This window comes from Pseudidiomarina salinarum, from assembly GCF_000753715.1.
Lineage (GTDB): Bacteria > Pseudomonadota > Gammaproteobacteria > Enterobacterales > Alteromonadaceae > Pseudidiomarina > Pseudidiomarina salinarum.
In genome coordinates this window covers 235,708-248,346 of sequence record NZ_JPER01000001.1, presented here as the reverse complement: position 1 = coordinate 248,346, position 12,639 = coordinate 235,708, and the positions used below count along the sequence as shown (strand labels likewise).

Below are 12,639 nucleotides of genomic sequence, written 5' to 3'. Positions count from 1 at the left end.
TTATTTTTACCTAAGATCGCCCGTACCAATCATCAAACCGCACAATGTCATCTTCGCCTAAATAAGCACCACTCTGCACCTCGATTAAATCAAGCGGAATTTTACCCGGATTCTCTAAACTATGAACACTCCCTATTGGGATATAAACCGATTCGTTTTCAGTGACCATTGTGGTTTCATCGTCAAGAGTGACATTGGCGGTACCAGAAACCACGACCCAGTGTTCAGCACGGTGGTGGTGCATCTGTATTGAGAGTTTTTCACCCGGCTTAACCGTAATGCGTTTGACCTGGTAGCGTGCTCCGTTGTCGATACAATCGTATTTGCCCCATGGGCGATACACTTCACGATGTAGCTGAAATTCGGTACGATTATCACGTTTTAGTGCTTCAACGATTTTTTTTACATCCTGAACTTGGTCTTTTTTGACGACAAGTACAGCATCTTTTGTTTGTACTACGACTACATCATCGATGCCGACGGTGGCGACCATACCTGTTTCCGCAAAAACATAATTATTGTACGAATTGTGCGACATTACATCCCCGTGGTGCACATTGCCGCTATCATCTTTGTCACTAACCTCCCACAGAGAGGACCACGAACCAACGTCGTTCCAGCCCGCATCCATAGGAACGACAATGGCATCCTTTGTCTTCTCCATTACTGCGTAGTCTACCGAATCTTCCGGACAATTTAAAAAAGCCTCTTTGTTCACCCGAACAAAATCTAAATCGCTGTTCAAGTCCATCATCGCCTCTTCGCAAGCCTTGTAAATATCCGGACGATGAGACTTCAGCTCTTTTAAATAACGGCTGGCTTTAAACATAAACATACCGCTATTCCAATAAAATTCACCGCTGTCGATATATTCTAGCGCGGTGTCTTCATCCGGTTTCTCGACGAAACGTGCGACATCAAAACCGCCTGCGCCCTGATCAACACCGCGTTCAATATATCCATATCCGGTTTCGGGACCCGTGGGCACTATGCCAAAGGTAACCAATTTATCCTGTTCGGCGAACCGCAACGCTTTTCTTACCGATTCCCGGAAAACTTCTGCATGTTGGATAATATGATCAGCAGCCAGTACCAACATCACCGGGTCATTTCCTTGCCCAATAGCGGCAAATGCCGCCAATGCAATCGCAGGGGCGGTATTACGGCCTGCTGGTTCCAGAATGATATTGTGATTCAGCTCGCCTAATTCTCGCAACTGCTCGGCAGCAATAAATCGATGTTCTTCATTACAAATAAGCATCGGGTCAGCACATTCAAGGCCCTGCAAACGTGTAATCGTATTCTGCAACATAGAGCCTGAACCATTTAGCCTTAAAAATTGCTTCGGGTACAATGCACGAGACAACGGCCATAAACGGCTACCGCTGCCGCCCGCCATAATTACCGGTAAAATCACTTTGTTTTCCTTCTCGCTAAAGTAAGGTAAGAATCGAGAATGTTTTAATAATAGTCGCTTACCAGGAAAATACTTATCGAATCTCTATACATATCTAAATAGTATATTTAGTAACAGTTTCATAGATTCAACCACGCATATTGCAATCGCTTTTATCAGCATATAGAGCTTTCTATCCAATTACTTTAGCTAGTGTGCGAAAAGCTATATTGCAGATAATTATTATTTAGTACGGATAAAAACGACCGCTCGCCGAGCATCGCGTGGTTAGAAAGTTAATATTTCTGACCAGCTACTAGCTACTTTTGAATCGCCAAAATGCAACGCTGCTTCGTCATACAACTGATTATGATCTATTTTTGCCTCGGACCGCTCAATCCTTACGATTTCATTACTTATCTCGATTATTGAAGAAGCTAATACCAAACCCTGATAGCTGTTTTTATCGACCAGAAACCTGAAAAAGTCTGTTTCAAGGGCAAATATACGCACTCCACAACTGGCACCAAAAAAGAAGCTTCCACTTACTATAGTGTTAGGGTGAGAGTGAGAAATTATTAGCCCTGAAGAATATTTTACGAGTTGCGCTGCCTCTAAATCCGATAAATTATTAGATATTACCCTAATATTCTTCCCATCAGTCAACGCTTTTATTTCAGAAAGATAAGCGCCATCGTCCGATGAGCCTGCAATAATCAGTCGATTCGGCGAGGCCCATTCCTTTATAACTCTATCTATATTTTTATAGCGTTCAATGCGTCCAAATATAACATAATAATCAAGCTCATTTTCTCCATACTCCGATGGAGCGCAGTTATTGTACAGCGGATGGGGCAAATAAAAATAGCCCGAGCTTTTTAAGTGCGGCGAAAGCGAGACCTTCCTATCAGCAAACCACTGTCCAAAATTAGTCAGGCGCTGCGCTAATTTAGAAGACCGATGCCGCATACCATGCGGATAAAAATTATGGCGGACGTAGACCAGCCTGGCACCATGAATTTTTATTACAAATATAGCCAAAAAGTATTTGAAAACACCAAGCATCGATAGTTTGCCACTTCTTGACTTTATCAAATTTTCGAGCCAGTTCACAATAACTACAGTCTTATTAAATCGCCGCTTCAAAAGCAAAGTAACGTTAAAAAAGTCCCGAAGTCCGACATCGTCGTCCATATAAAAACGCTCTAAACTAGATATTATCGATTTATTAATGGCGACATATTTATTAGCACCACTATCTTTCGGGAAATAGACAACTTCCACATTATCACCCATAGCACCCACAAATTATTGAAGAAAAAGGTAAACATCCTCGCGCTTCCAAAAATAAAACTAATAAATATCGATTGGAAAAGATTTTAAAAGCACTTTTGAATCAAATATAGCCTTGGACTCCCCTCCCATCTCTATAGCTGACATGAGATTCTTAGCTGGCTTATAGCTAGATCTTCCAGTGCCAAGATAATAGTCTTCGTACTTAAACGGCGACTCGGAAAATCCTTGGATCAATCTAGCAGGTATCCCAAAACTCTCAGCGACAACAATTGCGTGTAGGGAAGAACCGACAACAAACTTACTTTGAGCTATACGTGCAATAATAGAAAAAAATTCCCCACAGGGGTCGACTAAGTTGTCGCTATACTTCTCGAACAGCGATAAATCATTTAGGTTGGGTATAATAGTCAGATCATATTTTTTACTATAAGGCTTATGTCTAAACTCATCGAGCAGCTGCGGCAACAATAAAGCGGGGTCACCGTATATTTCTGGACATTCAATTCCTTTTTTAATTAGAAATTCACGCGTTAACGGACCCCTCACCGCCCTGACATCAAGATTTTTAAACCTATGTAAGCGCTCTGCTATCTTTCCGTTCTTTCCGGTTCCCCAAATCGTGTCTCGATCCTTTGCAAAGTGAAGAATTGAACCTACCGTTAGTAGCCGCTTACTGAATAAATAGTTTCCAGTATTAGTCATTCCCTTTTCTCGTAAAATATTTTTTACGAGCAATGGACCAATCAAATCACCGAAGTTATTCACTCGTTTAAGTGTTTTTACGCTAAATCTCGCGTTCCTTTTAAACAAGGTTTTCCTGGGGTTCCAATTAATTACTCTAACCATAAACGTCAAACCATCTTTTCGTCATCACGAATTCCTAGTTATACATTTTTAAATGAAGCCAATATAGCTCTAACATAACTGTTTTGCATCCACATTGACATTGCATCAGGAGAGGTGGGGGGCTCACCAAACTGATAGCTTACGGACTCAAAGGCCTCAACAAACGAATCTACTTCCGCAAAGCGCTCTTGGTTAAAACGTAACAGCTCATCCAGATCAATATTTTCTGGAAGATCTTCAAATTTAAACACACCGGGCGCATTCTCATAAGCTGCCGCCCCAAATATTATCACCGGTTTGCCTCTAAGCATTGACTCCAATCCGGCGCTGCCTGTTATACAAGCTGTTGCGTTAGTATCAATTTGGAGTCGCAACGATGAAACTGAAAGGTCAACCAATTTAACCTTTGGGATCCTTGCCAACCATTCATAGTAGTTATAGGGCCTGAAAGCTTTATTTACCTTGCTGCTTTCTGAGAATACGCTAGGATGCTCTTTCACATATATCGTTGCATTATCTGGTAGCTTATCGGAAAGTAGTTTAATCGCCTTTATTTGATTTACATATTCATATCCGAGAGGCATGGTCGTTAGTTCAGGCTGATAATGAAGAGGAAAATATATTGAGGGCGAACTAATATCTGAAACTGCGGATATCCTACGCAGATAACTCTTATACAAAGCGCGTTTAAAAATTGGGCCGGAGTTTCGATTAATAACGTAACTAGCAAATTTCCTCGGAGACTGAATCGATTTAATCAATGTCGAAGTGGCTTTTAATATCGTAACGCCGTTTACCTTATTTTTTTCATATGGAGGGATATAATTCTGGTCCAGCTTAGTTATCTCGTTAATATACTTCTTGGTGAGCGGTGAAACTTCGCTTATAGTTGAAGAAAGCTTATAAATATTATGGCTTATTTCACCATTAGCTGCCACCACGGGAGCTTCAATATCACTTGTAACTACCCTAGAATGAGTGAATAGCCCAAATCGCGTTAATCGGACCTCAATTGAATATTCTTTAGCAAGTAAATAGAGGAAATATTCTAAACCACTCTCTGGCTGCTTAGAAAAAATTATAATATCTGGTTGGTGTTTTTTTATTATTAACTCGGCAACCGAAAAGTCATATAACATTCTGAGCTCGACATCCATAGTCCCAGTGTTGAAAGGGCCGTACCTTTCGAACATAGGAAGTATCGTGGAATATTTATTATTTATTAACTTCTGGAATAACGAATAATTTACGTTGGCCGTCCAGTCAAGGCCTTGATTATAAGAATTCCAACTATACCAAGTTATTTTTGATCCCGTATTTTTTTCGATTTCAGGATCGTAATCGTGTGATGCTATTGCAACAACCTCATATCCAACCTCATGCAGCCCACGGTTCATTTTTACGAATAAATCTATTGGTAACTTAGAAAAACTAAACACTACTTTTTTCATAAAAGGAACCTTTCTGGCCTTCCAAAATAATAATTAATTCACCCAGCGCATGTCGCTTTGCACACGCCAGCTTTTATTTAATAACATACTTTTAATGAGTATAAGTTATGATTGGAATCAATAATTGACACAACACTCGGTCACTACGAGTTGTGACTGGTTTTTCCAAATTATCTTTGACTGATTAAAAGGCAACTAGTTGTCCGGTCCTTAGATTAAGGAGCTTCAGATACGTGGATAATTGTGCGTACCTGTGGTCCGTAAATAAGTGCGTTGGTCGCGCCTGCCACAGCAAGAAGCATAATTTTTCCCGGGGAGGGCCGACCGATATAATCTGGAATGTATCGATCTCCGAACTAAGGTCATCTTCAAACTCTTTAGGGCCATCTCGAGGCCTGCAGACGCATGTCTGCCATGAACTTATAAAATTAAGTCTTAACAAATATTGTATCGCTGCCTGAGCACCTGATTGAGTATGTTTACTCGTTAGTTTTTTCGTAATCTTAAGACGGCGAAATACGTTACAATTTGGCAGCACGGCTAGTTCGGCGCTTGCCGAGGACGGTATCAATTTAGCAGTCACTATAGCGAACTCACTGCTCAAGTACCTCATGTTGATAAGATCTATTATGTCCACCCTACTTACGCAGACGCTTTTTCTAACACTTTAAAAACACGCCCAGGACCTAATGGGCTGCAGCCAGCGTTAGAATCAGCCAGTGCTTCATTATAAACCCGCTCTTTACTTTTGACGGGTAACCCCGGTCTTGACGTGCCCGGTTAGATTTTGTTCCGAGCGTCACACCCATCAGGACCATAAGTCCTAGGTTCTGCCACTTTTTCGGTTGCTCTCGTAAATCCACGGCCTATCCGACTCCGTATGAGCGATAATACATTTTGGTGTACCATTCGAGGAGGTGTCCATTAGATCCACCTCAGTCTTTTAGTTATGTTTCCAATTCAGAAATGTACTAATAGCTTTCAACATCCTCTCAAACAGCGAACTACCATAAATGCTTCTGCCGCGCAAAAACCAACAGAATTCCCTCTATGTTTAGCTATAGCCTCTAGATGCTCTTTGCTTCTCGAGTGTGGAGTATTCCTCATTTCTAAAGAATAGGCTTCGATTCCATTCATTTTAATTTCTATATAAGGGGTAATATCAACAAAGTGATTTGGAGTAAAAGGTTGAAAAGAAGGAGTATTCCACTCTGTCGCAGAGAGAACCTCAAACGCATAGATTTCTCTCACACAAAAGTCAGGTTGCGGACGGCAAGCAGTCATAACAGCTTCATGAGTACGTCTATGATCTATGTTCAAATCACCGTTATGATGAGTATAAACCACTTGCGGCTGCAATTTAGATATCACTTTTTCGATCGATTGAATTATATCAAGCAAAGCAACATTATCTAATTGATTATCCGGAAAATCGTTATAGAAATATTCTTTGACGCCTAACGCATCTTTCGCCGCTTCCGCTGCTTCATTCCTAATTTCAGCATCCCTGCTAAAGGTACGCTGACGAGCGTCGACACCATTTGTCATAAATAGCGCGTAGACGGCATCCCCTTCGTTTATATGACGCGCGATTGTTCCGCCGCAACCAATCGCCTCATCATCGGGATGAGCCGCTATGACTAAAACAATCTTACTCATCCAATATATTCCCACTTCATAGCTGTACCAGCTCTAATATCTCGATTCACTTTCATCCCTAACAGAATATCGATATTTTTTGGAAGTAATCCATACCCCGGCCTGACAATTCTTAGATTTTCTGCCGTTAAAACCTCACCTTTAGTTATGTCTTTCGCGACGTAAAGGGAGCGTCTAAACTTTAGTGACTTTTTTTCTACCTCAGCACCACCATAGATAACATGGCCGACGCTTTCCCAAGATTGCTTACTTTCTCTTACTAACAACGCAAATTCATCAGGCTCCAATGAAAAAGAGGAATCAACTCCTCCTTCATCTCGATTAAGCGTAAAGTGTTTTTCTATTACTGTTGCCCCTATAGCGGCGGCAGCGCATGGTACACCTATACCTAACGTATGATCTGACAGGCCAACTTGAAGTCCGAACATGTCTCTCATATGGGGGATGGTCGAGATATTCGCGTCTAATGCTGTCGCTGGATAGCTTGAAGTACACTTCAATAAAATAATGTTTTCATTACCCACTTTTTTGGCTGCATCAACGGCATTATGGATATCTGCCACAGTAGCCATTCCTGTAGACATAATAATTGGCTTACCGGTTGCAGCTACTTTTCGTATTAGTGGTATATCGACTAGCTCGAAAGAAGCAATTTTATAACAGGGAACATTTAATTCTTCCAAGAAGTCGACTGCTCCCAACTCAAACGGTGAACTAAACACCGTAAGGCCCAGCTCATTACATCGTTCGAAAATTGGCTTATGAAATTCCCGAGGAGTCACCGCCTGTTGATATAATTCATAGAGGTTCCGCCCAAACCAAGGGCTATCGGGATCATCTATAAGAAAGTCTGGCGACTTAATATTTAATGTGAGCCCATCGGGAGTTGCTGTTTGTAATTTAAGAGCGTGAACTCCAGTTTTTGCGGCGGCTTCAACCAGCTCCATAGCTCTATCTAGTGATTGATTATGATTCCCAGACATTTCTGCAATGATAAATGGTGGGTATTGATCGCCAACTAAATGATTGCCTATACGTATTTCTTTCATGCTTTTAAAGCCTTATAAATAAAAGTGTCTGAATCTCCCATCTGAATGTACCAGTTGTCAGGATCCATTAGGTCGGCACCTCGCCATCTTTTGTCATAAATTTTTATCGAAAACGGTTGCGCAAACTCCTCACCCGTCTCTTCCAAATAACCGTCGGGACTCCAACATTCAACTTCCGGAAGCCCGTAATTAGCAGCTTTAAAATCGTCCGTAGTGAAAAGAAGTTGATAGACTGTGGAGTCGTTCTGTTTTTGATATTTACTCACTACTGGAGCAGTATCTTCGCCAAAACGCCATTTTAACCACGCAGCAGAATAATTAAAACGAAGGGGCCGATCCACAAAGTCTGAAAGAGAGAGTTCCGATTTTCTCACAAAGGAAGCAAAAAAAGGCGTGGTCCATTTAAATAGCTTAGTTTTAACAATAGTAAAATTGGGGTTCGCAAACCCCACTATAAAAGGAATGTTATTATCTATACAAAATTTATCAAGTGCCGACATTAAAGCTGAGATAACCGCCAAGCCGCGATGAGAAGAAGATACATGCGCATGTGCGCCCATGTATACCGCATGCTTACCTATTCTGACCGGGAACAGCCCGTAATGACCTATAATTTTACTTTCAGATTCAACTATAAAGGCGACAACATTGCCTTCCGTGTAATCTATATAGTAACGTTCCCATTTACCGATATCCCAGTTATGAGGGTTACCGTCTTCTGAAAATAGTGCTACAACACCTTCAGCGTCAGCTCTGCTGGCTTGTCTAACTGTAAAGCTCATGCTGTACTACCCGCATCAACAGTAACAATTGTCCCAGTAATCATCTTAGCTTCTTCCGACATCAGGTAATTGACTATACTAGCGACATCATCAACATTAACTAGTTCCCCTAAAGGGCTTCGGCGTTTTATAGACGCTAACTTATCTCCTTCAAGACCTTCGGTCATACTAGTAGCCATATATCCCGGCGCAACGCTATTAACTGTTATACCGGCTTTCCCAACTTCCCGGGAAAGAGACTTTGTAAATCCGTTTAAAGCGGCTTTTGTAGCACCATAAACGGCTAGTCCATTAAAACCTGTACTGCCAATAATTGATGAGATATTAATAACTCGCCCCCGACGATTAATCAGCATCGGCCTCAACAAATATTTCGTCAATAAGATAGGAGCTTCGACGTTAACCTTTATAACTTTTGATATTTCAGATTCATGCATGGTTGCTAAAACGCCATCTAAGCCAAGGGCTGCATTATTGACGACTCCATACAAGCGACCATACTTCTTAGTAATTAACTGACAGAACTCATGTATTTTTGACGTTTCTTGGAAATCAAACGGTTCAAAAGCGGCGCCTTCCTCCGACTTCAGCCAATTTTGACATTCTTCAGAACTTTTCCGACCAACAACAATCACTCGGTAACCTTGGCTAACGAGCTTTTTGGAGATTGAAAAACCTAAACCTTTTGTTCCGCCCGTTACTAATACTGTATCCATAATTATTATTAATTCCTTAGAACTTTACCCGCAGAATTAGATGCGATTTCTTCGACAAACCGGATCATTACTGGCACCTTATACGAATCTAACTCAGCCTTGCATCGTATTATAATTTCTGTTTTTAGGGTCGTCGTGTCCGCAATATATGAACACGCCCTCACGTCAGCCACTACAAGGCTTCCCATCATGCCACTGCGCTTCGCTTTTACTAACGCTTCTTCTACTCCAGGAACTGATCTTATAACTGATTCGACTTCTTCTGGTATAACTTTGTTGCCACCAACATTAATTGCGCCTGAGTCTCGGCCCAAGAAAAAAACTCTATCTGCGGTCTGTTCAACGAGGTCTCCAGTATCTATATACCCATCATCGTCTTGTAGGCAAGCTCCATTAACCATTTCTGGCACAAAGCCATTAGGTTTAATAAGTAACGTCCCATTAAGACCTATTTTTATTCTATTACCATTTACCCCATCAGTTATATAATCTAATGGGAAGCCTGCCAGTCCGTCGGTTACGGAAAAACCAACTCCAGCTTCAGTTGATGCGTAGATATGAGCGATACGTGACGATGGGAAGTTCGATTTTAAAGCAGTAAGCACGGCTTGATCGGTTGGCTCACCGCCTAATGTAATCTGTTTAAACTCATGTTTTTTTAATTCAGCTGACATAAGAAGCTTTCGCCAGTAACTTGGCGTCGCAGAAAGTGCGTTCACTCTATGTTCAACCATTTCAATAGCTTGATGCTTAATCGCTGCGTTAACATTCAAAAAAACTAGGCAGGAGCCGCTGGCAAGCGATTGCAAAACAACCTGAAGCCCAGCAAACCTTAAAGGATCATAGACCAGGCCCCAGATAAAGTCTTTGCCCCGGTCAGTATCATGCTTACTTGTTTTTGTAAGAGTTTCAGTTGTATGAGATATAAGTTTAGGTATCCCAGTGGTACCTGAGGTTGCTATAACCCACCGAGTACTGATAAATGCATTCTCTCCGGTTAATTCTTTTTCGACATTTTGTTCGATTTCATCTTGAATTATATGCGTATATTGGAACTCATTTATCAATCGTTGATAGTCATCAGCATTACTTTTTAAGCTTGCAGGAACAAGAAAGGCAGAATCCACACGGTTATCTAATGCTATCATCCATAGTATGCATTCAACTGGATCCTCACAAGCAACTACGACCCTTGCATTTCTAGATATAAACTTATTTTTGCGTAGTTCAGTTACCTTTTCATAGATATCATCGGCACTGAATCGTCTCTCGCTAGTCGCCCAGAGAGTTCGCTTGTCTTTAATCCTCGTTACGAAATCCTCCAACGCCACTACTTACTCCTGCGCTTCTCTGCGCTCGTAAATCGCAATAAAGTCACCAAAGGTAACCGGGTAAACTGCATCTTCCATTTCGACAAACGGATCAAATTCTAACTCTTCCTCTAATCGAGCGACTAAAATTGCAAAACCTAAAGAGTCTAAGCCACTATCTAAAAGAACCGTGTCATCTTTTAACTCATCAACTAACAGTTTTGAGTCTGTCGCATCCAGTGTTTCATGGAACTGTACAGTTATTTTTTGTCTAAGATCATTCATATACTCACCTACATCAAAATTAATTCAAACTACTATTTTTATCATACACGGAGAAAAATATCGTCCTTCGAAGTTACAAAGCAGTTTGCTTAGTGGAACTTCAATCAGTCATCTTCGATATCAGCCTGCTCTATTTTTAAAACATATTTTTTGCCATCATGATAAAAAAAAGCAGGATAATGTTGATTATCAACAACGCGCAACAAGTTAAACTGTGAAGACAAGGAGTCATGCACGTTTAGCTCGCTATCTATGGGAGTTCTCCTTGGATAAAATGTTTCTTCACCTTGCTGTTTAACGGGCTTAATATTTTGATAATCATCAACCGCTTTTAAACACAAGCAGATTGAACATTCGCCCTGTAACCTCCTCCATTCAGAGCAAAGCTCTGTTCCCTTAAGATATATCGAGTCCTGCAACCAGATGTTGCCAGCATCCGCTTTGTTGGGCAGAGCTTCAATTAAACTTACCGGAATTTCATGAGCGCCTTCAAGAATCTGCCAGGCAACCGGAGCAAATCCTTTACCTTTCGGTAGTGCACTTTCATGCACCACAAGATTATGTTGAGATTTCTTCAAATCCTTTTCTGATATAAGCTTTGTGCAACCAAGTAAGAAAGTAATCCACCCCTCACTTAGTGAAGCAGCGCTTCTACAAAGAAGTGCGTCAATCTTCCGTTCTTTAAGATCCCTAACCAATATCTCCGCATAAGGAAGTATCCAGGATTCATTGTCGACAAGCACGTTAACGCGCTTCATAATATTCCCTTTCATACATCGCTTTTACTGTCTCGGCGACCCGTTGTGATCCCAATCCGTCACACAATTTAGAACTGTTAACTGATAACCTAACCAACATATCAGGTCGCGCCTCCAAGTTATTCAGCGCTTGCGCTAACGACGAGGAAAAATGAAATTTATCCAGTACGATAACCGCATCTTCTTTTGCCAACTGCTCGGTGATAAACGCTTGGTTTTGAGCCTGCACTGCCATCAAGGTAGGTAGCCCCAACACACATCGTTCCCATGAAGTAGAGCCTGCAGCACCAATACATAAATCGGCCCTTACCATCCGTTGAGCCATATCTGTAATACCCATTTCACAGCTGCTTTTCTGCTCTAAGCGAGCAAGAGCACTCTTAATCGATTCAATATGAGGATTGCTTGCTCCAACAATTACTTCAACTTTCGCAGTTAAAAAGCTTCCACTATGCATTAGCCCTTCGATGGCCAGCTCAGTCAGGTTATTGATATCAGCCCCACCAAATGTAATTAAAATATGATCCACTTCTTTTCTTGGAATACGCTCTGGAAACTTCTCTCGCATCTGAAAAAACTCATCTCTCAACAATGCATATTCAACGCCACATAGCAGGCGAGTTTTTTTAGGCACCAAAGAGTGATAATGCGACGGTTTTCTCCCCAGAGTCTGATCGAGCAAAATATCAGCATGGTGAGGCCGATTTGCCAAGTCATCAATCACTGCGAGACAGTTCACTAATGGCTTTATTTCGCTTTCCCAATTCGAATCAATAGAATAATGATCCACTAGGACTGCATCGTAACCATGTTGCTGGATCAGCATTCTGGTTTGGCTCGCATCCTCCGCTTGAGATCCCCCCAACCAGCAACTTTCATCAGGCTCGTTCTCATGATTAGCTCCTGGCGAAAGTCTATAGACAGGAAATTCAGAGGCGATTAAATCAATTAAGTTTCCGGGGAAGGGTCTACAACAAAACGCAATCTCAGCACCTTTTGAAGTAAGTTTGCGAGCCAACGTTAAACAACGCATGACATGTCCGGATCCGATACGGGCAGAGGAGTCCACTCGCACCAATAACTTCATCCTA

General features: G+C 41.5%; 12 protein-coding genes. All 12 read right to left on the bottom strand.

The genetic code is table 11. The annotated features are described in order from the left end of the window. Window positions 1–10: 10 nt before the first annotated feature. Window positions 11–1,417 carry a mannose-1-phosphate guanylyltransferase/mannose-6-phosphate isomerase gene (locus IDSA_RS01150; protein WP_269623028.1) on the bottom strand — a complete coding sequence of 469 codons (1,407 nt, stop codon included), beginning with the start codon at window positions 1,415–1,417 and terminating at the stop codon, window positions 11–13. Window positions 1,418–1,684: 267 nt separating this feature from the next. Further along, the gene (locus IDSA_RS01145) at window positions 1,685–2,692 is read right to left on the bottom strand and encodes a hypothetical protein (protein WP_034773676.1); all 1,008 of its coding nucleotides are present in this window, start codon (window positions 2,690–2,692) and stop codon (window positions 1,685–1,687) included. A 57-nt stretch (window positions 2,693–2,749) separates the two neighbouring features. After that, complete coding sequence (locus IDSA_RS01140) at window positions 2,750–3,538, bottom strand: polysaccharide pyruvyl transferase family protein (protein ID WP_051985985.1); 789 nt, start codon at window positions 3,536–3,538, stop codon at window positions 2,750–2,752. A gap of 38 nt (window positions 3,539–3,576) precedes the next feature. Beyond that, window positions 3,577–4,989, bottom strand: a complete 1,413-nt coding sequence (locus tag IDSA_RS01135) for a capsular polysaccharide export protein, LipB/KpsS family (RefSeq protein ID WP_034773673.1) — start codon at window positions 4,987–4,989, stop codon at window positions 3,577–3,579. Window positions 4,990–5,970: 981 nt separating this feature from the next. Beyond that, window positions 5,971–6,648: a PIG-L deacetylase family protein gene (locus IDSA_RS01130; protein WP_034773671.1), complete on the bottom strand. Its 678-nt coding sequence runs from the start codon at window positions 6,646–6,648 to the stop codon at window positions 5,971–5,973. Next, window positions 6,645–7,697 carry a pseudaminic acid synthase gene (pseI, locus tag IDSA_RS01125; protein WP_034773670.1) on the bottom strand — a complete coding sequence of 351 codons (1,053 nt, stop codon included), beginning with the start codon at window positions 7,695–7,697 and terminating at the stop codon, window positions 6,645–6,647. Before pseI ends, IDSA_RS01130 begins: the two co-directional genes overlap by 4 nt. Then, a complete protein-coding gene (locus IDSA_RS01120) occupies window positions 7,694–8,479 on the bottom strand; it encodes a GNAT family protein (protein WP_034773668.1) in 786 nt (261 codons plus the stop codon). The genes pseI and IDSA_RS01120 overlap by 4 nt, the downstream gene beginning before the upstream one ends. Beyond that, entirely contained in the window at window positions 8,476–9,198 is a 723-nt protein-coding gene (locus IDSA_RS01115) for an SDR family NAD(P)-dependent oxidoreductase (RefSeq protein ID WP_126760543.1), read from the bottom strand. The genes IDSA_RS01120 and IDSA_RS01115 overlap by 4 nt, the downstream gene beginning before the upstream one ends. A gap of 5 nt (window positions 9,199–9,203) precedes the next feature. Then, window positions 9,204–10,526, bottom strand: coding sequence for an AMP-binding protein (locus IDSA_RS01110; RefSeq protein WP_051985984.1), 1,323 nt, complete (start codon window positions 10,524–10,526; stop codon window positions 9,204–9,206). Window positions 10,527–10,529: 3 nt separating this feature from the next. Then, window positions 10,530–10,790 carry an acyl carrier protein gene (locus IDSA_RS01105; RefSeq protein WP_034773666.1) on the bottom strand — a complete coding sequence of 87 codons (261 nt, stop codon included), beginning with the start codon at window positions 10,788–10,790 and terminating at the stop codon, window positions 10,530–10,532. A gap of 104 nt (window positions 10,791–10,894) precedes the next feature. Further along, window positions 10,895–11,548: a formyl transferase gene (locus IDSA_RS01100; RefSeq protein ID WP_034773657.1), complete on the bottom strand. Its 654-nt coding sequence runs from the start codon at window positions 11,546–11,548 to the stop codon at window positions 10,895–10,897. After that, entirely contained in the window at window positions 11,535–12,635 is a 1,101-nt protein-coding gene (gene pseG, locus IDSA_RS01095; protein WP_051985983.1) for a UDP-2,4-diacetamido-2,4,6-trideoxy-beta-L-altropyranose hydrolase, read from the bottom strand. The genes IDSA_RS01100 and pseG overlap by 14 nt, the downstream gene beginning before the upstream one ends. Window positions 12,636–12,639 lie beyond the last annotated feature (4 nt).